This is a genomic window from Modestobacter sp. SYSU DS0657, from assembly GCF_054050925.1.
In genome coordinates, this window is sequence record NZ_JBJHAG010000028.1 from 1 (window position 1) to 19,908 (window position 19,908).

Annotated in this window: 20 protein-coding genes and 1 tRNA gene; 12 read left to right on the forward strand and 9 right to left on the reverse strand. The window is 74.2% G+C overall.

What is annotated here, in order from left to right:
• Positions 1 to 5 precede the first annotated feature (5 nt).
• Positions 6 to 170, forward strand: a complete 165-nt coding sequence (locus tag ACI79A_RS16000; protein ID WP_457084791.1) for a DUF501 domain-containing protein — start codon at positions 6 to 8, stop codon at positions 168 to 170.
• Positions 167 to 1,126: a Ppx/GppA phosphatase family protein gene (locus tag ACI79A_RS16005; RefSeq protein WP_457084741.1), complete on the forward strand. Its 960-nt coding sequence runs from the start codon at positions 167 to 169 to the stop codon at positions 1,124 to 1,126. The genes ACI79A_RS16000 and ACI79A_RS16005 overlap by 4 nt, the downstream gene beginning before the upstream one ends.
• Positions 1,127 to 1,157: 31 nt before the next feature.
• On the opposite strand, the gene ACI79A_RS16010 is transcribed toward ACI79A_RS16005, so the two are convergent.
• A complete protein-coding gene (locus ACI79A_RS16010; RefSeq protein ID WP_457084742.1) occupies positions 1,158 to 1,472 on the reverse strand; it encodes a DUF4235 domain-containing protein in 315 nt (104 codons plus the stop codon).
• Positions 1,473 to 1,535: 63 nt separating this feature from the next.
• On the opposite strand from ACI79A_RS16010, the gene ACI79A_RS16015 reads away from it, so the two are divergent.
• The 3 genes from ACI79A_RS16015 (at position 1,536) to ACI79A_RS16025 (ending at position 3,336) form a co-directional block, all read left to right on the forward strand.
• Positions 1,536 to 2,297, forward strand: coding sequence for a uracil-DNA glycosylase (locus ACI79A_RS16015; protein WP_457084743.1), 762 nt, complete (start codon positions 1,536 to 1,538; stop codon positions 2,295 to 2,297).
• Between the two features lie 45 nt (positions 2,298 to 2,342).
• Positions 2,343 to 2,416 (forward strand) — tRNA-Leu (locus tag ACI79A_RS16020).
• A 107-nt stretch (positions 2,417 to 2,523) separates the two neighbouring features.
• Complete coding sequence (locus ACI79A_RS16025; RefSeq protein WP_457084744.1) at positions 2,524 to 3,336, forward strand: Bax inhibitor-1/YccA family protein; 813 nt, start codon at positions 2,524 to 2,526, stop codon at positions 3,334 to 3,336.
• 113 nt (positions 3,337 to 3,449) lie between these two features.
• Here ACI79A_RS16025 and ACI79A_RS16030 read toward each other — a convergent pair whose 3' ends face one another.
• Together ACI79A_RS16030 and ACI79A_RS16035 are read right to left on the reverse strand one after the other, a co-directional pair.
• Complete coding sequence (locus ACI79A_RS16030; RefSeq protein ID WP_457084745.1) at positions 3,450 to 4,670, reverse strand: acetyl-CoA C-acetyltransferase; 1,221 nt, start codon at positions 4,668 to 4,670, stop codon at positions 3,450 to 3,452.
• Positions 4,671 to 4,769: 99 nt separating this feature from the next.
• On the reverse strand, positions 4,770 to 5,786 hold the full coding sequence (locus ACI79A_RS16035; RefSeq protein WP_457084746.1) for an SGNH/GDSL hydrolase family protein: 1,017 nt from the start codon (positions 5,784 to 5,786) through the stop codon (positions 4,770 to 4,772).
• Between the two features lie 85 nt (positions 5,787 to 5,871).
• Between ACI79A_RS16035 and ACI79A_RS16040 the strand changes: the two genes are divergently transcribed.
• On the forward strand, positions 5,872 to 7,224 hold the full coding sequence (locus tag ACI79A_RS16040) for a DUF2252 domain-containing protein (protein ID WP_457084747.1): 1,353 nt from the start codon (positions 5,872 to 5,874) through the stop codon (positions 7,222 to 7,224).
• 22 nt (positions 7,225 to 7,246) lie between these two features.
• On the opposite strand, the gene ACI79A_RS16045 is transcribed toward ACI79A_RS16040, so the two are convergent.
• The 3 genes from ACI79A_RS16045 to ACI79A_RS16055 form a co-directional block, all read right to left on the reverse strand.
• Positions 7,247 to 7,711, reverse strand: a complete 465-nt coding sequence (locus ACI79A_RS16045) for a GNAT family N-acetyltransferase (RefSeq protein ID WP_457084748.1) — start codon at positions 7,709 to 7,711, stop codon at positions 7,247 to 7,249.
• A 129-nt stretch (positions 7,712 to 7,840) separates the two neighbouring features.
• The gene (locus tag ACI79A_RS16050) at positions 7,841 to 9,835 is read right to left on the reverse strand and encodes a VWA domain-containing protein (RefSeq protein ID WP_457084749.1); all 1,995 of its coding nucleotides are present in this window, start codon (positions 9,833 to 9,835) and stop codon (positions 7,841 to 7,843) included.
• 2 nt (positions 9,836 to 9,837) lie between these two features.
• Entirely contained in the window at positions 9,838 to 11,304 is a 1,467-nt protein-coding gene (locus ACI79A_RS16055; protein WP_457084750.1) for a sigma 54-interacting transcriptional regulator, read from the reverse strand.
• 78 nt (positions 11,305 to 11,382) lie between these two features.
• On the opposite strand from ACI79A_RS16055, the gene ilvA reads away from it, so the two are divergent.
• The 4 genes from ilvA (at position 11,383) to ACI79A_RS16075 (ending at position 16,802) form a co-directional block, all read left to right on the forward strand.
• Positions 11,383 to 12,609, forward strand: coding sequence for a threonine ammonia-lyase (gene ilvA / locus ACI79A_RS16060; protein WP_457084751.1), 1,227 nt, complete (start codon positions 11,383 to 11,385; stop codon positions 12,607 to 12,609).
• Positions 12,610 to 12,787: 178 nt separating this feature from the next.
• Positions 12,788 to 13,804, forward strand: a complete 1,017-nt coding sequence (locus tag ACI79A_RS16065) for an ATP-binding cassette domain-containing protein (RefSeq protein ID WP_457084752.1) — start codon at positions 12,788 to 12,790, stop codon at positions 13,802 to 13,804.
• Positions 13,801 to 14,613 carry an ABC transporter permease gene (locus ACI79A_RS16070; protein ID WP_457084753.1) on the forward strand — a complete coding sequence of 271 codons (813 nt, stop codon included), beginning with the start codon at positions 13,801 to 13,803 and terminating at the stop codon, positions 14,611 to 14,613. The genes ACI79A_RS16065 and ACI79A_RS16070 overlap by 4 nt, the downstream gene beginning before the upstream one ends.
• Before the next feature lie 107 nt (positions 14,614 to 14,720).
• Positions 14,721 to 16,802, forward strand: a complete 2,082-nt coding sequence (locus tag ACI79A_RS16075; protein ID WP_457084754.1) for a M3 family metallopeptidase — start codon at positions 14,721 to 14,723, stop codon at positions 16,800 to 16,802.
• 172 nt (positions 16,803 to 16,974) lie between these two features.
• Here the strand turns inward: ACI79A_RS16075 and ACI79A_RS16080 are convergent, their stop codons facing one another.
• Entirely contained in the window at positions 16,975 to 17,319 is a 345-nt protein-coding gene (locus tag ACI79A_RS16080; protein WP_457084755.1) for an RNHCP domain-containing protein, read from the reverse strand.
• 7 nt (positions 17,320 to 17,326) lie between these two features.
• Positions 17,327 to 17,833, reverse strand: a complete 507-nt coding sequence (greA, locus tag ACI79A_RS16085) for a transcription elongation factor GreA (protein WP_457084756.1) — start codon at positions 17,831 to 17,833, stop codon at positions 17,327 to 17,329.
• A gap of 151 nt (positions 17,834 to 17,984) precedes the next feature.
• Here greA and mca point away from each other — a divergent pair, with 151 nt between their 5' ends.
• A complete protein-coding gene (gene mca / locus ACI79A_RS16090) occupies positions 17,985 to 18,872 on the forward strand; it encodes a mycothiol conjugate amidase Mca (protein WP_457084757.1) in 888 nt (295 codons plus the stop codon).
• The gene (locus tag ACI79A_RS16095; protein WP_457084758.1) at positions 18,869 to 19,186 is read left to right on the forward strand and encodes a hypothetical protein; all 318 of its coding nucleotides are present in this window, start codon (positions 18,869 to 18,871) and stop codon (positions 19,184 to 19,186) included. The genes mca and ACI79A_RS16095 overlap by 4 nt, the downstream gene beginning before the upstream one ends.
• A 126-nt stretch (positions 19,187 to 19,312) precedes the next feature.
• Here ACI79A_RS16095 and ACI79A_RS16100 read toward each other — a convergent pair whose 3' ends face one another.
• Positions 19,313 to 19,885: an AMIN-like domain-containing (lipo)protein gene (locus ACI79A_RS16100; protein WP_457084759.1), complete on the reverse strand. Its 573-nt coding sequence runs from the start codon at positions 19,883 to 19,885 to the stop codon at positions 19,313 to 19,315.
• Positions 19,886 to 19,908: the final 23 nt, after the last annotated feature.

A 19,908-nucleotide genomic window follows, 5' to 3' on the forward strand; every position in this document is an offset into this window, starting at 1 on the left:
GCGGGATGCCCGACCGGGTCAAGTGCCTGCACGCCCTGGCCGGCCACGCGCTGGCCGCCGGGCCGGGCGTGAACCCGATCGGCGACCGCGCGGTCGCCGAGATGGGGGAGTGGTGGGCCGCCGGCCGCTGTGCCGCTCCCAGCCCCACCGACCCGGAGGACGTGCGATGACACGGGTGGCCGCCATCGACTGCGGTACCAACTCCATCCGGCTGCTGGTCGCCGACGTGCCGCCGGAGGGTGCGCACACCGACCTGCTCCGGCGGATGGAGGTGGTCCGCCTCGGCCAGGGTGTGGACGCCACCGGCCGGCTCGCCCCGGAGGCGATCGAGCGCACCCGCCGGGTGCTCGCCGAGTACGCCGCGCAGGCCCGCGAGCTGGGCGCCGAGCGGGTGCGGATGGTGGCCACCAGCGCCACCCGGGACGCCGCCAACCGGGCGGACTTCGAGCAGATGGTGCTGACCACGCTCGGGCAGCTGCCCGACGTCGTCCCCGGGGTCGAGGAGGCGGAGCTCTCCTACCTGGGTGCCACCGCCTCGCTGACCGCCGCGGCGTCCGCGCACGGTTCCGCCGCGCCGCGCCCGCCGTTCCTGGTCGTGGACATCGGCGGCGGGTCGACCGAGTTCGTGCTCGGCGACGCCGGCGGCGTGCGGGCGGCCCGGTCGGTGGACGTGGGCTGCGTGCGGCTCACCGAGCGGCACCTGCACAGCGACCCACCCCCGCCGGACGAGGTGCAGGGCGCCGAGGCCGACGTCCGGGCGGCGCTGGACCTGGTGCGGGCGGCGGTGCCGGTGCAGGAGGCGGTCACGCTGGTCGGGCTGGCCGGGTCGGTGACCACCGTGGCGGCGCTCGCCCTCGAGCTGCCCGGCTACGACCCGGACGCGATCCACGGGTCACGGATCCCGGTCGGCGCCGTCCGCTCGGTCACCGCCGGGCTGTTGTCGGCCACCCGGGCGCGGCGGGCGGCCTCCCCGGTGATGCACCCCGGCCGGGTCGACGTGATCGGCGCGGGTTCGGTGGTGCTGCGGGTGATCATGGACGCGCTCGACTTCGACGAGGTCGTGGTCAGCGAGCACGACATCCTCGACGGCATCGCCCTGCGCCTCGCCCGCCCGCCCCAGGCATAGGAGGCCTGGGGCGGGTGCGGAGGGTCCTTCCTCAGGCGCTGCCGGCGTTGATGCCCGGCGGCAGCTCGCCGGTCAGCTTCTGATAGAGGGCCGTGGCGCCGCGGTTGCCCAGCAGCCGACCGAGGGCGACCATCACCCCGGAGACGGCGGCCCAGCCCAGTGCGTCACCCCAGCTGACGCCCGGTGCAGCCGGGTTCTTCGGCGGGGGGCCGCCCCGGGTCTTGCTCCAGGCCGCGGTGATCAACTTCCGGGACAGGATCCCCGCGGGGATGGCCAGGCTCGCGCCGAGGAGCTTGTACAGCAGCGGCGGCTTGGGCGGCTGGGGGGCTTTCTGCTTCTTGGCCATGGGTGGATCATCCCGCCCGGCCCGGTGGTCCGCCGCTCCGGGCGTCGGTGGTGGACTGTCCGGGTGGCACGCGACCTCGACGGCTACCCGGTGACCCGCACCCCCGCGGGGGTGCGCCGCGGCGCGGCGGCCACCCGCGAACTGGCCGTGCTGGACGAGCGGATCTCCGGCTGCCGGGCCTGCCCCCGGCTGGTCGCCTGGCGCGAGGAGGTGGCGGTCACCAAGCGGGCGTCGTTCCGGCACGAGGACTACTGGGGCCGGCCGGTCCCCGGTCTCGGCCCGGACGACGCCCGGATCGCCGTCGTCGGGCTGGCCCCGGCCGCGCACGGGGGCAACCGAACCGGCCGGGTCTTCACCGGCGACCGCAGCGGCGACTGGATCTTCGCCGCGCTCTGGCGGGCCGGGCTCGCCAACCAGCCGACGTCGGTCGCGAGGGACGACGGACTGGAGCTCACCGACGTGCGGGTGGCTGCCGCCGTCCGTTGCGCGCCGCCGGCCAACGCCCCGACGCCGGAGGAGCGGGATACCTGCTCCCCGTGGCTGGCCCGCGAGCTGGCGCTGCTGCCCCGGCTGCGGGTGGTCGTGGTGCTCGGCGGCTTCGGCTGGACCGCGCTGTGGCCGGTGCTCGCCGAGGCCGGGTACGCGATCCCTCGGCCACGCCCCGCCTTCGGGCACGGCGTCGAGGTCACGCTCACCGGCCCGCGCGGTCCGCTCACCCTGCTGGGCAGCTACCACGTCAGCCAGCAGAACACCTTCACCGGCAAGCTCACCGAGCCGATGCTCGACGCAGTCCTGGGCCGCGCCACCGACCTGGCCGCGGGGTGACGGTGCGGCCGGCGGGCTAGGGTCCGGCCCAGCCGCAGCAGGTGAGCCCCCGTAGCCCAATCGGCAGAGGCAGGCCCCTTAAAAGGGTTCCAGTGTCGGTTCGAACCCGACCGGGGGCACCCCGTGACACGGTGGGAACTAGCCGGCGCCCGATGGCGTTGGATCAGGCAGTGTGGGGTGCGAAGCTGCACCTCACGGCCCGACCAGTCACCTCGAGGAGATGACGATGCCCAGCAGCAACCCGGCCTTCCGGGGATTCCCGGCGGCCGGTACCGGCCCGAACGCCGGCTGGGGTGCAGGCCCGCAGCAGACCTACGGCGGGGCACCCACCCAGCACGACCCCTACTCCGCGCCGTCGCCGTACACGGCGACCGGCCGCGCCTACATGACGATGGACGACGTCGTCACCAAGACCGGCCTCAGCTTCCTGGTCACGGTGGTCTCCGCGGCCATCACGTGGACGATGGTCCCCGACGGGCTGGCCATGGGCCTGGCCCTGCCGGCGGTCCTCATCGCCCTCGTCCTGGGCCTGGTCATCGCGTTCAAGCAGATCGCCAGCCCGGTCGCGACGCTGTCCTACGGTGCGCTCTACGGTGTCGCCCTCGGCGCCATCAGCGAGGTCTTCAACGCCCAGTACAGCGGCATCGTGACGCAGGCCCTCGTCGGCACCTTCGGTGTCTTCGCCGGGATGCTGTTCGCCTACAAGACCGGCGCCATCCGGGTCACCCCGAAGCTGACCCGCTGGATCGTCGGCGCGCTCTTCGGTGTCCTGGCGCTGATCATCGTCAACCTGGTCGCCAGCTTCTTCACGCCCGGCGGGCTGGGGCTGCGCGACGGTGGCCCGATCGCCATCATCTTCAGCCTGGTCGTGATCGGTGTGGCGGCGTTCTCGCTGCTGCTCGACTTCGACATGGCCGACGAGGCGATCCGCCGCGGCGTGGAGCCGAAGTTCGCCTGGTACATCGCCTTCGGCCTGCTGATCACGGTCATCTGGCTGTACCTGGAGATCCTGCGTCTGCTCAGCTACTTCCGGGAGTGACGCTCCTGCGGGCGGGCTGACCCCCGCTCGAACGCACCGTGGCCCGGTCCCCGTGAGGGGGCCGGGCCACGGTCACGTCTGGGGGGTTGCTCGACCCCAGCGAGCGTCGGGCCTCAGCTGAGGCGCTCGACCACCATCGCCATGCCCTGGCCGCCGCCGACGCACATCGTCTCCAGCCCGAACTGGCCGTCGCGGGAACGCAGCCCGTTGAGCAGCGTGGTGGTGATCCGGGCGCCGGTCATGCCGAACGGGTGGCCGACGGCGATCGCCCCGCCGTGCACGTTCAGCCGGTCGATGTCGATGCCCAGGTCGCGGTAGCTGGGGATGACCTGCGCGGCGAACGCCTCGTTGATCTCCACCAGGTCCATGTCCGAGATCGACATCCCCGCCCGTGCCAGCGCCTGCTGCGTGGCCTCCACCGGGCCGTACCCCATGATCTCCGGCGAGAGCCCGGTGACGCCGGTGGAGACGATCCGGGCCAGCGGGGTGATGCCGAGGTCCTGCGCCTTGCGGTCGCTCATGATCACCAGGGCGGCGGCGCCGTCGTTGAGCGGGCAGGCGTTGCCGGCGGTGACCCGGCCGTCGGGGCGGAACACCGGCTTCAGGGAGCTGATGCCCTCCAGGGTGGTGCCGGCGCGGGGCCCGTCGTCGGCGGAGACCACCGTGCCGTCGGGCAGCGTCACCGGGGTGATCTCCCGGGCCCAGAAGCCGTCGACGATCGCCTGCTCGGCGAGGTTCTGGCTGCGGACGGCGAACTCGTCCATCTCCTGCCGGGAGACGTCCTTGAGCAGCGCCAGGTTCTCCGCGGTCTGCCCCATCGCGATGTAGGCGTCGGGCAGCTCGCCGTCCTCGCGGGGGTCGTGCCAGGACTCCGCGCCGCTCTCGGCGGTCTTCGCGACCCGGGCCTTGGCGTCGGCGAACACCGGGTTCTCGGTGTCCGGGATGGCGTCGGAGCTGCCCTTCACGAAGCGGGAGACCATCTCCACCCCGGCGGAGACGAAGACGTCACCCTCCCCGGCCCGGATCGCGTGCAGCGCCATCCGGGTGGTCTGCAGGGAGGACGAGCAGTACCGGGTGACCGTCGTCCCGGGCAGGTGGTCCATGCCCATCAGCACCGCGACGATGCGGCCCATGTTGAAGCCCTGCTCACCGCCGGGCAGGCCGCAGCCGAGCATCAGGTCGTCGATGTCGGTCGGGTCCAGCTGCGGCACCTGGTCCAGGGCGGCGCGGACGATGGTCGCGGTCAGGTCGTCCGGGCGCAGGTCCTTCAGCGACCCCTTGAAGGCGCGGCCGATCGGGGACCGGGCGGCGGCGACGATGACGGCTTCGGGCATGGGTCCTCCACACTGAGGATCGCCACCAGAGGCGGCGACGGACGTCGGGTCGCCCCCGAACCTACTCCCGAGTAGGACGCGGTGAGCCCGGACCGGTGGTCAGGAGCCGACCGCCTCGCGGGCCTCGTCGGCCTGTGCCGAGGTGGGCATCTCCGGCGGGCGCCGGCGGCGCAGCCGCGCCCACGGTCCCCGCGGTCCGGTCTCCTCGCCGCGCACCTCGGTCGGCTGGACCTCGGTGCCCGGGCGTCCAGCGGCTCGGGCAGCGGCCTGGGCGATCGGCCGGACGCTGTCCCGACGCAGTCGCAGGCCCCGGTCGGCCGCGGCCGGCCAGACGCCGACCGCGTCGGCGACCGAGGGCAGGATCACCGAGGCCGCGGCGGCGTACCCGGCGGCCGACGGGTGGAACTCGTCGATGCTGAACAGCGTCCGGTCGCTGGCGAACGACGGGCCGAGGACCGAACCGAGGGAGACGGTGCGGCCGCCCTCGGCGACGACGGCGATCGTCTGCGCTGCGGCCAGCTGCCGGCTCCAGCGCCGGGCGAGCAGGCGCAGCGGCTGCCCGATCGGCCGGATGGTGCCCAGGTCCGGGCAGGTGGCGACGACGACCTGGCAGCCGGCGCCCACCAGCGCCCGCACCGCTTCGGCCAGGTGCCGCACCGAGACGGCGGGCTTGGTCCGGCTGGTGACGTCGTTGGCGCCGATCATGATCAGCGCCACGTCGGGCTTTTCGGTGAGCGCCTGCTCGACCTGCGCGGCGAGGTCCCGGGAGACGGCGCCGGAGACGGCGACCCGCGCCAGCCGGACCGGCCGCTCGGCCAGCTCGGCCAGGGCTGCGGCGATCAGCACCCCGGGGGTCTCCGCGGCGCGGTGCACGCCGAGGCCGACCGCGCTGGAGTCGCCGAGGACGGTGAACACCAGCGGCTTGCCGCGGCCGCGGCCGTAGACGCCGTTGCCGGTGGGCGGGTCGGCCTTCGCCGTCCGGGCGACGACCCTCTTGCGGGCGGAGCGGGCCTCCTGGCGCAGCAGCGTGACCAGGCCGGCGCCGGCGAGCCCGATGCCCCCGCCGCCGTAGGCCGCGCCGGTCGCCAGCCGTCGCGCCCTGCTCGCTCGCGTCACCTGGCCCGTCCTCTCGTCCCGCTCCGCGGTCGCGTCGTGCACCGGAGCACTGATCAGCAGGCTAACCACCCCTTACGGTGCATCCGTGGCCGCCCGAGCTGACCTGACCCCAGCTGACCAGACCAGGCAGCAGCAGATCGTCGACGTCCTGGTCGACGCCTTCGCCCCGCTCATGGCGGCCGACGCGGACGCCTTCCGGACGAAGTTCCGAAAGATGGCGGCCGACCCCTTCGCCTTCTACCGCGGCTCGGCCTGCCTGTTCTACGCGGACATGGCGACGCTGGAGGACCGCTGGTGTGACGAGCGGACGTCGCGGGTGTGGATCCAGGGTGACCTGCACGCAGAGAACTTCGGCACGTACATGGACGGATCCGGCCGAATCGTGTTCGACGTCAACGACTTCGACGAGGCCTACCTCGGGCACGTCAGCTGGGACCTGCGTCGGTTCGCCGCCAGCTTCGCCCTGCTGTCCTGGCGCAAGGCCCTCGCCGACGACGTCATCGGCGAGCTGCTGGCCGGGTACCTCGGCAGCTGGCTGGACCAGGTCGAGGCGTTCACCCACTCCGACTCCGACCGGCTCTTCGCCCTGACCCGGCACAACACCCGCGGGGCGGTGCGCGAGGTGATCCTGCGGACGACGACGCGCACCCGGATCGAGCTGCTCGACCGGCTGACCGCGGTCGAGGGGTACGAGCGCCGCTTCGCCGACCTGCCGCGCAACCGCCGGCTCGACGACGACGAGCGCGCCGAGGTGCTGCGCGCCCTGGACCGGTGGCAGCAGACGGTGCACCCGCCGCGCCGCCGGCGGGACGTGGCCTACGAGGTGAAGGACCTCGTCGGCACCGGGGGGTTCGGGATCGGGAGCGCCGGTCTGCCCGCCTACAACGTGCTCATCGAGGGCTACGACGAGGCGCTGGAGAACGACGTCGTCCTGTCGATCAAGCAGGGCAACGTGGCCGCGCCCAGCCGGGTGGTCCGCGACCCCGAGGTCAGCGGCTACTTCGAGCACCACGGCCACCGCACCGCGGTCAGCCAGCGGGCGCTGCAGGCCAACGCCTCACAGTTCCTGGGGCACACCGAGATCGGCGGGGTGGGCTTCGTCGTCCAGGAGCTGTCGGCCTACGAGACCGACCTGGAGTGGGACGAGCTGACCGAGCCCGAGGAGATCGCCCCGGTGCTCGGCCAGCTGGGCCGGGCGACGGCGAAGCTGCACTGCGTCGGCGATGCCGACAGCGACCACACCCTGGTGCCGTTCCAGACCGAGGAGGCGATCACCGCGCTGATCGGCGGGCGGCGGGCGGAGTTCGTCGCCGATCTGATCGGGTTCGCGCACGGGTACGCGCGACGCACCCAGGAGGACCACCGGTTGTTCGTCGACGCCTTCCGGGCCGGGCTGATCCCGGGGATCAGCTCCAGCGGGGCGCACCCGGTCCGCTGACCCCGCTCGCGGACCGCGCCGGTCAGCGGATCGGCAGCTCGATGAGCATGCCGCGGTGCGGGCCGACCGGCCGCAGGTCGTACTCCTCGGTGACCGTGGTGAAGCCGATGCGCTCGTAGAAGCCCACGGCGGCCGCGCGGGCGTCGCACCAGACCAGGTCGCCGCCGTGTGCGGCGACCTGCACCAGCCCCTCGGCGACCAGCGCCCGGCCCGCACCGAGCCCGCGCACCCGGGGGTCGGTGGCCATGCCGCGCAGCTGCCAGGAGCCCTCGCCCTCGCGCCACGGGCAGTCCCGGGGGTGGAAGCGGACCACGCCGACGATCTCGCCGCCGTCGATCCGTGCCGCCAGGTGGATCGTGTACGGGGCGTCGTCCTCGTCGATCTCCACCGGCCGGCCCTGGCGGAGCTCCTGGGCGCGCAGCGGGTACGTGGCGGCCGCCTCCACCTGCTCGATGGTGATCGTCCCCGACGTCGTCTCGGTGGTCACGGCAACAGTTTCCCCCACGCGGCCCGGGTCTGCGGTCCGGTTCGCCGCGCCGCTCGTGGCGACCTGGCCCGGCACGGTCCTGCCGCACCGGCACGGGTGCGGGAAGAGGGGGCAGCGGGGTCCTTCAGCTCACCGGGATCGTCGCCCCCTCCGGGCGCGCAGGTAGTCAGCGACGACGTACTCGCCGAGCCGCTCGGTGTCGGGGGAGAAGACCCGTCCGCCCGCCCGGGCGGTGATGTCGTGCACGAACTCGACCAGCCCGGGCTCGGGGTCGAGGGCGAAGACGTTCAGCGTCGCCCCCGAGCGGGCCACCCGCTCCACCTCGGCGACGGTGCGGGCGATCGTCTCCGGCATCGGCGGCCAGCAGAAGTACGGCGTGCCGTCGTCCTCCAGGTGCGCGGTGGGCTCGCCGTCGGTGACCACCAGGACCACCGGCTCGGCGTCCCGGTGCCGGGCCAGGAACCGGCGGGCCAGCATCAGCCCGTGTTGCAGGTTGGTGCCCTGCAGGGTGTCCACCGACAGCTCGGCCAGGGTCTCCGGGCGGAGCACCTGGGCGGTGGAGGAGAAGCCGATGATCTCGATGGCGTCCTGCGGGAACTGCGTGGTCACCAGGGAGTGCAGCGCCATCGCCGTCGACTTGGCCGCGCCCCAGGTGCCGCGCAGCGCCATCGAGTAGGAGAGGTCGACCAGCAGGGCCACCGCGGCACCGGTGCGCCGCTCGGTCTCCACCACCTCGAAGTCCTCGACGGCGATCTGCACCCGGCGGTCGCCCTCGCCCCGGGGCGTGCCGGCGCTGCGCAGCACGGCGTTGCGCACCGTGCGGACGACGTCCAGCGGCTGCTCGTCGCCGAACCGCCACTCCCGCGAGCTCCCGGTCAGCTCGCCGGCGGCCCCCGCGTCGGCGACGTCGTGCTCCCCGCGGCCGGTCGCCGACAGCTGGGCGAACACCCGGCGCAGCGCCGTGGCCCCCAGCCGGCGCACCGCCTTGGGGGAGAGCTCCAGGTGCCCCTCGCTGCGGTTGAGGTAGCCCTGCCGCTCGAGCTCGCGTTCCAGCTGCCGCAACGCCTGCAGGTCGTCGACGGCCGAGCGGCCCAGCGCCTGCTCCAGCAGTTCCTCGTCGACGTCGGCCAGCGAGGCGCCGGCGTAGCCCTGGGACAGCTGCTGGGAGAGCGCCTCCAGGTCGGCCAGCTCGGCGACCGCCGTGGTCGCGTCGCCCAGGCCCAGCCCCTGCTCGCCGTCGGGCACCGGGCCGCGCTGCCCCCACGGCAGGTCGGGCCGGGCCTGGCGCAGCGCGTCGTTGAGGTGGGCCATCTCGCTCTGCAGGCCGAGGTCGCCCATCGCCTGGCTCATCAGGTCCTGCAGCTCGGCGCGCTGCTCGGGGGAGAGGCCGGCCATCATCCGCTCCTGGGCGGCGGCGCGGCGGGCGAGGGAGTCGATCAGCTCCTCCACCGACTGCGGGTCGTCGGGGAAGAACTGGCCGTGCCGGTCCATGAAGTCGGCGAACCGCTGGTCGGTGTCCTCGCCCCGGTTGTGCGCGTCGACGAGCGCGGAGAGGTCGGCGACCATGTCCTTGACCGCCTGCATGGCGGCGCCGTCGCCGTCGGCCATCGCCTGCAGGGCCTGCTTCATCCCGGCGAAGGAGCTGTCCAGCACCTCCTGGCGGAGCAGGTCCTCGATCTGCTGGTAGGCCTGCGCGGCCTCCGGCGAGCGCCAGGCGTGGTCCTTGAGCGCGCGGACGGCACCGGCGGTGTCCGGCGGGAGGGCGTCCAGCTCGGCCTCGGCCAGCCGGGCGGCGTCGTCCGGGTCGGGGAACAGCGCGCGCCGCTCGGCCTCGACCGCGGAGTCCAGCAGCTCGCGGACCTGCTCCAGCGTGCCGTCCATCCGCCCGGCCTGGCGCGCCTGGCGCAGCCGGTCGCGGACGTTGCGGCGCAGCGCGTCCAGCCCGCGGCGCCCGTCGGCGCCCCGGCGCAGCAGGTCGCGCAGCGCCTCGCGGACACCGCTGCCGGCCAGCACCTGGTCGCCGATCTCGTCGACGGCCGAGGCGACGTCGTAGGGCGGCGCGAGCGGGTCGGGCCCGCCGCGCCACTGGCCGTACCGGTAGCCCCTCGGGCGACGCCCGGCCACGGTCAGGCCCCGTACACGGTGCGGCCGCCGTCGGTGTCCTTGGCCAGCCGGCGGGTCAGGTAGAGCCCCTCGAGGGCGAACTCGACCGCGGCCGCCGCCTGCTCGGCCGACTCCTCACCCTCCGGCACCCCGAGCCGGCCCAGCAGCTGCGCCAGGTTCGGCACGGTGCCCAGCTGGCCCAGCAGGGCCGCCGCCGGCACCAGGTCACCGGACTCGACGGTGTCCCCGCCGGTGAAGTGCTCCTGCAGGCCGGTGAGGTCCAGTCCGCCGCAGCGGGCCCGGAACGTCTGCGCGGTGGCCTGGCGCAGCAGGTGCTCGAGCACCTCGAGGTCGCGCTCGTCGTCGGGGTCGCTGCCGGCGTCGGCGAACTCGACCTTGCCCCGGCTGGCCGGGACGATGCTGGGCAGGTCGACCACCCGGGCCACCGGGCGGGTCTCCCCGGCCACCGCGGCCCGGCGGACGGCGGAGGCGGCCACGGTCTCCAGCCCGGCGATGGCGAACCGGGCGCTCACCCCGGAGCGCTGGTCGACGTGGCTGGACTCGCGGACCAGCCGGGTGAACCGGGCGACGATCTCCACCAGGTGCTCCGGCACGACCGGGGCGCCCAGGGCCTCTCCGCCCAGCCAGCCGGTCTGCGCCTCCTGGTGCAGCAGTCGCACCTCGTCGGCGAGCTCGATCGGGTAGTGGGTGCGCACCTCGGCGCCGAACCGGTCCTTGAGCGGGGTGATGATCCGGCCGCGGTTGGTGTAGTCCTCCGGGTTCGCGCTGGCCACCAGCAGCAGGTCCAGCGGCAGCCGCACGCGGTAGCCGCGGATCTGGATGTCCCGCTCCTCCAGCACGTTGAGCAACGCGACCTGGATCCGCTCGGCCAGGTCGGGCAGCTCGTTGACGCTGAAGATGCCGCGGTTGGTGCGCGGCACCAGGCCGTAGTGCACCGTCTCCGGGTCGCCCAGCGTGCGGCCCTCGGCCACCTTGATCGGGTCGACGTCGCCGATCAGGTCGCCGACGCTGGTGTCGGGGGTGGCCAGCTTCTCGCCGAACCGCTCGCTGCGGTGCAGCCAGCCGACCGGTGTCTCGTCGCCGTGCTCGGCGACCTGCCGGTGACCCCAGACGCTGATCGGGGCCAGCGGGTGCTCGTTGAGCTCGCTGCCGACCAGCACCGGCGTCCACTCGTCGAGCAGGCCGACCAGGGTGCGGATCAGCCGGGTCTTGCCCTGGCCGCGCTCACCGAGGAGCACCAGGTCGTGCCCGGCGATCAGCGCCCGCTCGACCTCGGGGACGACGGTGTCCTCGAACCCGACGATGCCGGGGAGGGAGGGCTGCCCGGCGCCCAGCCGGGCGAGCAGGTTGTCGCGGAGCTCGGCCTTGACCGGCTTGGCGGTGGCCCCGCGAGCGCGGAGCTCGCCGAGCGTCGTGGGAGCGGGGGGAGGCGGGACCTGAGCGGTTCCCAGCGGTGCGGCGTCCGTCACCTCGACCACGGTACGACGGGGATGCGACAGCCGGGTGGTTCCCCGTCCCGGCCGGTGCCGGCTGCGAGGATCGCCGCCGTGACGGTCCCCGGTGCAGTGCCCCTGGTCAGCGGAGCCGACGTCGAGGTGGCCGCCCGGCTGCTGGACGGCGTGGTCCGGCGCACGCCGCTGGAGCACTCCCGCGCGCTGGCCGATCGGGTCGGCGGTCCCGTGTGGCTGAAGTGCGAGAACCTGCAGCGCACCGGCTCGTTCAAGATGCGCGGCGCCTACACCCGGATCTCCCGGCTCAGCGAGGCGGAGCGCGCCCGCGGGGTGGTCGCCGCCAGCGCCGGCAACCATGCCCAGGGCGTCGCGCTGGCCGCCCGCGAGCTGGGCGCGACGGCGACGGTGTTCATGCCGGTGTCCGCGCCGCTGCCCAAGGTCGCCGCCACCCGCGGCTACGGGGCCGACGCCCGGCTGGGCGGCGCCACGCTGACCGACGCGATCGCCGCTGCGCTCGTCCACGCAGAGGAGACCGGCAAGGTCTTCATCCACCCCTTCGACCACCCCGACGTGATCGCCGGGCAGGGCACCGTCGGGCTCGAGCTGCTCGACCAGTGCCCGGACGTGGCCACCGTGGTGGTCTGCACCGGCGGGGGCGGGCTGGTCTCCGGCATCGCCGCGGCGGTGAAGGCCCGCCGCCCCGACGTCCGGGTGGTCGCCGTCCAGGCGGCCGGCGCAGCCGCGTTCCCCGCCTCGCTGGCGGCCGGGGCGCCGGTGCCGCTGACCTCGATGAGCACGATGGCCGACGGCATCGCCGTCGGTGCACCCGGTGACCTCACCCTGGCGCACGTCGCCGGCCTGGTCGACGAGGTGCGCACGGTCACCGAGGGCGACCTGTCCCGGGCGCTGCTGTTCTGCCTGGAGCGGGCCAAGCTCGTCGTCGAGCCGGCGGGGGTGGCGGCCGTCGCCGCGCTGCTGGCCGACCCGGGTGCGTTCGCCGCGCCCGTGGTCGCGGTGGTCTCCGGCGGCAACATCGACCCGGTGCTGATGATGAAGGTGGTCCAGCACGGCATGGCCGCCGCCGGCCGGTACCTCTCGCTGCGGGTGCAGGTGCCCGACCGGCCGGGGTCGCTGGCCGCCTTGCTGCACGAGCTGGCGGGGCTGGCGGCCAACGTGCTGTCGGTGGAGCACGAGCGGACGACGGCGCGGCTGGACCTGGGCGAGGTCGAGGTCGCGGTGCACCTGGAGACCCGGGGCCCCGACCACGCGACCGAGGTGCTCGGCGCGCTCGCCGCGGCCGGGTACGCCCCGCGCACCGACTGACCGCCCCGGGGCTCGTCGGGGCACCGATGAGTTCCGCGGACGGCCCCGGTCCGACCCGGTGGGCCGTCGACGCGGTCCGTCACGGACCGCCGTCGTCTGGAGGGACAACCGTGCACGTCGCTGAGCCCGGAGCGAAAACCGATCGGATCTGTCGTACGCCCGCCCTACGGTCGCGGGCATGAGCAACGCCATCGTGGTCGAGGGGCTCGTCAAGCGGTTCGGCGAGCACACTGCGCTCGGTGGGGTCGACCTCACCGTGTCCGAGGGCACCGTCCTCGGGCTGCTCGGGCCCAACGGGGCCGGCAAGACCACCGTCGTCCGGGTGTTGAGCACGCTGCTGCGCCCCGACGGCGGCCGCGCGGAGGTGGCCGGGCTCGACGTCGCGACCCAGGCCGACCAGGTCCGCGCCACCATCGGCCTGACCGGTCAGTACGCCGCGGTCGACGAGTACCTCACCGGGCGGGAGAACCTGGAGATGGTGGGCCGGCTCTACCGGCTCGGCGGCCGGGAGGCCCGGTCGCGCGCCGGCCAGCTGCTGGAGCGGTTCGACCTGACCGACGCGGCGAACCGCCCGGCGAAGACCTACTCCGGGGGCATGCGCCGCCGGCTGGACATCGCGGCCTCGCTGATCGCCCGGCCGAAGGTGCTCTTCCTCGACGAGCCGACCACCGGGCTCGACCCGCGCAGCCGGCTGGGCATGTGGGAGTTCATCGGCGACCTGGTCGGTGAGGGCACGACCATCCTGCTCACCACGCAGTACCTGGAGGAGGCCGACCGGCTCGCCGACCGGATGGTGGTCATCGACCGGGGGCAGGTGATCGCCCGCGGCACGGCCGACGAGCTGAAGGCGCAGGTGGGCGGCGAGCGGCTGGAGCTCACCGTCGCCGCGGCCGAGCAGCTGGACACCGCCGCCGACTGCCTCACCCCGCTGGCCGCCGGCGAGCTGCACCGCGACCCGCAGACCCGCCGGCTCACCGTGCCGGTCACCGGCGGCACCGGCACCCTCGCCGAGGCGCTGCGCCGGCTCGACGCCGCCGCCGTCCGGGTGCTCGACGTCGGGCTGCGCCGCCCCGACCTGGACGACGTCTTCCTGACCCTGACCGGGCACGCCGCCGAGGACGACGCGCGGCCCGCCGACCCGACCGAGGCCGACGGCGAGCGCCCGCTGGCCCGCAGCGGAGGAGCAACCCGATGAGCGCCCTGGCCGCGACCGCCTCCGACAGCTGGACGATCACCAAGCGCAACCTGATCAAGGTCAAGCGGGTGCCCGACCTGATCGTCTTCGCGACGCTGTCGCCGATCATGTTCGTGCTGCTGTTCCGCTACGTCTTCGGCGGCGCGATCGGGGGCAGCCTGCCCTCGGAGATCAGCTACGCGGAGTTCCTGCTGCCCGGGATCTTCGCCCAGACGGTGGTGTTCGGTGCCACGGTCACCGGCGCGAGCATCGCCGAGGACCTGCAGAAGGGGCTGATCGACCGGTTCCGCTCGCTGCCGATGTCCCGCTCGGCGGTGCTCATCGGCCGCACCGTCGCCGACCTGGGGCTGAACGCCATCTCGATCGCGGTGATGGCGCTGACCGGCCTCGTGGTCGGCTGGCGGATCAACACCTCGGTGGGGGAGGCGATCGCCGGCTTCCTGGTGCTCCTGCTGTTCGCCTTCGCGGTCAGTTGGGTGATGGCGCTGGTCGGGCTGCTGGTCCGCACCCCCGAGGTCGTCAACAACGCCAGCTTCATCGTGATCTTCCCGGCGACGTTCGTGGCGATCACCTTCGTGCCGCTGGAGGCCTTCCCCTCGGTGCTCCGCCCGATCGCCGAGTGGAACCCGGTCTCCGCCGTGGTGCAGGCCTCCCGCGAGCTGTTCGGCAACTCCGTCCCGGGCTTCCCGGCCACCGAGGCCTGGTCGCTGGAGAACCCGGTGCTCTACACGGTCATCTGGATGGTCGTGCTGCTGGCGGTGTTCGTCCCGCTGGCCGTGCGGCAGTACCTGCGCACCTCCACCCGCTGAGCAAGGGCCTCCCTGCCTCCCGCCGCTCGCAAGCTCGCGGCGGGCCGCTGCAGGGAGGCCGGGGCCGGCGGGCGGGGGTGCGGCGGGCAGGGCGAGGATGGTCGGTGATGAACACCGTTGACCCGGCCACCTCGCCGGCCCCCGCACCCCTGCCCGAGTCGCACCCGCTGGCGGCGCCGTCCCCGCTGCCCTACCAGCTGCCGCCGTTCGCCGACCTGACCGTCGACCAGGTGCGGGAGGCGCTGCTGGCCGGGATGGCCGAGCAGCGGGCGGAGGTCGCGGCGATCGTCGCCGACCCGGCCGAGCCCACCTTCGACAACACCGTCGTGGCGCTGGAGCGGTCCGGGCAGCTGCTCGACCGCGCTGAGCGGGTGTTCTCCAACCTGACCTCGGCCGTCTCCTCCGACCGGGTCCGCGAGGTGGAGCGGGAGATCGCCCCGCTCGCCGCGGCGCACGCCGACGCGCTCCGGCTCGATCCGGCGCTGTTCGCCCGGGTGGACGCCGTGCACGCCCGCCGTCACGAGGCGGGTCTCGACGCCGAGGCGCTGCGGCTGGTCGAGCGGTACCACCTCGACTTCGTCCTCTCCGGCGCCGCCCTCGACGACGCCGGCCGCGACCAGCTGCGCGAGCTCAACCAGCGGCTCGCCGGGCTCAACACCCGCTTCGACCAGAACCTGCAGCTGGCCACGGCGGCCGCCGCCGTGCTGGTCACCGACCCGGCCGAGCTCGACGGGCTCTCCCCGGCACAGGTCGCCGCGGCGGCCGGCGCCGCCGCCGAGCGCGGCCACGAGGGGGCGTACCTGCTCACCCTGGTCCTCCCCAGCGGTCAGCCCGCGCTCGCCCGGCTGCGGAACCGGGAGCTCCGGCGCCGGCTGTACGAGGCCTCGGTCACCCGGGCGTCGGCCGGCGAGCATGACAACGGCCCGGTCGCCGCCGAGATCGCCACCGTGCGCGCCGTGCGTGCCCGGCTGCTCGGCTTCGACACCCACGCCGACCTGGTCGCCGCGGACCAGACCGCACGGACCTCCGCCGCGGTCGACGCCCTGCTCGGTGAGCTGGTCACCCCCGCCGTGGCCAACGCGCACGCCGAGGCCGCGGTGCTCGCCGAGCTCGCCGCCGCCGACGGCATCGAGCTCGCCGCCTGGGACTGGGCGTTCTACTCCGAGCGGGTCCGCGCCGAGCGCTACGCCGTCGACAGCGCCGCGCTGCGGCCGTGGTTCGAGCTCGACCGCGTGCTCGTCGACGGGGTCTTCCGGGCCGCCGAGCTGGTCTACGGCTACACCTTCTCCCCGCGCCCGGACCTGATCGGCTACCACCCCGACACCCGGGTGTGGGAGGTCTTCGGCGTCGACGGGCAGCCGGTCGGCCTGTACCTGGGCGACTTCTACGCCCGTGAAGGCAAGCGCGGCGGCGCCTGGATGAGCGCCTTCGTCAGCCAGTCCCGGCTGCTGGGCGCGAGCCCGGTGGTGTTCAACAACCTCAACGTCACCAAGCCCGCGGCCGGCGAGCCCACGCTCCTGACGCTGGACGAGGTGAACACCCTCTTCCACGAGTTCGGCCACGCGCTGCACGGGCTGTTCTCCGACGTCACCTACCCCCGGTTCTCCGGCACCAGCGTGCCGCGGGACTTCGTGGAGTACCCCAGCCAGGTCAACGAGATGTGGGCGCTGTGGCCCGAGGTGCTGGCGCACTACGCCCGGCACGTCGAGACCGGTGAGCCGCTGGGCCAGGAGGTCGTCGACGCGCTCGAGGCCGCGGCGCTGTGGGGCGAGGGGTTCGCGACGCTGGAGTACCTGGCCGCCACCCTGCTCGACCAGGCCTGGCACCGGATCACCCCGGACACCGACGTCAGCGACCCGCAGGCGTTCGAGGCACGGGCGTTGGCCGAGGCCGGGGTGGCTTCCGACCTGGTGCCGCCGCGCTACCGGACGACGTACTTCCAGCACGTCTTCGCCGGCGGCTACTCGGCCGGCTACTACTCCTACATCTGGTCGGAGGTGCTCGACGCCGACACCGTGGAGTGGTTCAAGGAGAACGGCGGACTGCGCCGGGAGAACGGCGACGTCTTCCGTGACCGGCTGCTCTCCCGCGGCGGCTCCGTCGACCCGCTGGGCGCCTTCCGCGCCGTCCGCGGCCGGGACGCCGACACCGGCCCGCTGCTCCGCCGCCGCGGTCTCGTCACGGCCTGAGCGGACTCGAGGAGCCCCGCGGGCGACGCCCGCGGGGCTCCTCTGGCCGGGCCCTTCCCACGCTCGTCAGGTGCATCCCTCGCGCCGCAGCGCGGGGGATGCAGGCGGAGAGCGTGGGAAGCCGGGCCGGCACCGGCCCCTGGCCGCGGTGCGATCCGGCAGGACCGCGGCGTCAGAGCCAGGGGAGCGAGAGCACCAGGTCCAGGTCGTCGGGGGCCGCACCGTCCCGGACCAGCCGGTTGGGCTGGTGGTGGCCGCACGCCGTGCAGCGGTGCACCACCTGCCAGCCCTTCCCGGACTTCTCCACCAGGCCGACCGGCTCCATCGGCGCCCGGCACTCGCTCGCGCGGTCGCCGGGCTTGTCGTCGACGTGCAGCGACCACAGGCACCACGGGCAGTGGTTGCGGTAGTGCCCGTCGGAGTTGGCCGGCACCGGGGTCGAGCAGTGCACGCAGACGAACGAGGTGTTCTCCGCCCGTCGTGACCGCGCGCGACCGTCGTCCACCGTGCTGGTCACCGCTGGGTCAGGGCACGAAGGGCTCGACGGCCAGGACCTTCACGGAGATGTCCTTGCCGTTCGGCGCGGTGTAGGTGACCGTCGCCCCGGGCTCCGCGCCCACGATGGCCGAGCCGAGCGCGGACTCGGGGGAGTAGACGGTCAGCTCCGTGGTGCCGGCGATCTCGCGCGAGCCCAGCAGGAACTTCTCGGTGTCGTCCTCGTCGCCGTCGAAGGCGATGGTGATCACGGTGCCGACGGCGGCCTTCGTGACCGTCGTGGGCGGCTCGCCGACCCGGGCCTTGCGCAGCAGGTCGGTGAGCTGGCGGATCCGGCCCTCCTGCTTGCCCTGCTCCTCGCGGGCCGCGTGGTAACCGCCGTTCTCCTTGAGGTCGCCCTCTTCGCGGCGGTCGTTGATCTCCTTGGCCATGGCCGGACGGTTCGCCACCAGCTCATCGAGCTCGGCGCGCAGCCGGTCGTGGGCCTCCTGCGTCAGCCAGACGCCCTGGTCCTGCTCGTCGGTCGGGGTGGACAAGGATGACTCCCGGTGCTCGTGATGCGACCCCCGGTCAGGGGGCCACCGTGCGGTCAATCCGAGCAACGTAACACCGAAACGTGACCGCACGCACGGTCCTGAGGCCGGGGGGGCGCGTGACGACGCGCGCCGACGGGGGATGATGGTCGGCGTGAGCGAACCGGATCAGCTGCGCCTCCTCGCGGTGCACGCCCATCCTGACGACGAGTCGAGCAAGGGCGCCGCGACCATGGCCAAGTACGTCGCCGAGGGGGTCCGCGTCATGGTGGCCACCTGCACCGGGGGGGAGCGCGGCTCGGTCCTCAACCCCGCGATGGACCGCCCCGAGGTGTGGGAGCGGATGACCGAGCTCCGGATGGAGGAGATGGCCCGGGCGCGGGAGATCCTCGGGGTCGAGCAGGAGTTCCTCGGCTTCGTCGACTCCGGCCTGCCCGAGGGCGACCCGCTGCCGCCGCTGCCGGAGGGCTGCTTCGCGCTGGTGCCGACCGAGGAGGCCGCCGCCCCGCTGGTGGCGCTGATCCGCCGGTTCAAGCCGCAGGTGATCACCACCTACGACGAGCGCGGCGGGTACCCGCACCCCGACCACATCAAGACCCACGAGATCTCGGTGCACGCCTTCGAGGCCGCCGGCGACCCGGACCGCTACCCCGAGCTGGGCGAGCCGTGGCAGCCGAGCAAGCTCTACTACCACATGAGCTTCACGCTGCCCCGGTACAAGGCGCTGCACGAGGCGATGCTCGCCACCGGCGCGGAGTCGCCCTACACGGAGTGGCTGGAGACCTGGGACGAGAGCCGGGACATGTCCCACCGGGTCACCACCCGGGTGCCGTGCGCGGAGTACTTCCCGGTCCGGGACGCCGCGCTGATCGCCCACGCCACGCAGATCGACCCGACCGGGCGCTGGTTCTCCGTCCCGCTGGACGTGCAGACCGACACCTGGCCCACCGAGGACTACGAGCTGGCCCGCTCGCTGGTCGACTCCCCGCTGCCCGAGGACGACCTGTTCGCCGGCGTGCGCACCTCGGAGCGTGCCGCGTGACCGGTGCGCTCGTGGAGGTCCTCGCCTTCGTCGACCAGTCTCCGACGCAGCTGCCCGAGGACGTCGGCAAGTCCGGCCCGCTGGGTCTGCTGCTGATCGTCGTCCTGCTGATCGCGATCATCTTCCTCGTCCGGTCGATGACCCGGCACCTCAAGCGGCTGCCGACGAGCTTCGACCCGGCCGACCAGGTGCCCGACAGCCCCGCCGGGCTCGTCGACGAGCGGCCGGCGCAGGCTCCCGGGGAGGAGCTGCTGGACACCCTGCGGCGTGCCCCGCGGGCCATCGAGCCACCCCGGGACGCCGACCGGGGCTGACCCGGACGGCGTGCTCGTCGTCCTGCTCGGCGGCACCGCCTGGCTGCTGCGACGCAAGGAACGCGAGCCCGACGAGGGAGCCACGGCCCGAGCGCGGCCGAGCGGCTCCCCGCCGGGGACGGCGCCTCACCAGCGGTGCGCGACGTCCACGACCAGCCGGACGCCGTCGGGTGACCCCGGGGCGCCGTCGAGCACGAAGACCCGGAAGGGCAGGCGGGCGCGGGTGCCGACGGCCAGTGACGTCTGGCCCTCGAAGGAGCCCGCCCAGGCGACCTGCTCCAGCGTGCGTGCACTCCGGAGGTCGACGACCCGGGCCGGGTCGTCCGGGAGGTAGGTCGCGCCGCGGAACCCGTCGTAGGCCGGCGCCCGGACGACGACCTGCAGGACGGCGCCCCCGTCGACCGGCACCGGCGCGCCGGAGCCCTGGGCGCCGACCTGGTCGACGTAGCGAACGTCGTAGCCGGCCGCGCCGCCCTCCTGCAGGTCGACGACCAGCCGGTCGAAGCAGGGGTGCCGGCCCGCCCGGACGTCGGCGACCTGTCCGGTGGCGCGCTCCGGGTCGGCCGTGGCCTCGGGCAGCGACCCCCAGTACAGCCCGCACCAGGGCTCCGGAGCCGCGGATGCGGACAGCGGGGCGCCCAGCACCGTCAGCGTCGTCGCGGCCGCCACCAGTGCGCCGCGCACCCGGGTGCGTGTCATCGTCGACCTCCTCCGTCGGTCCC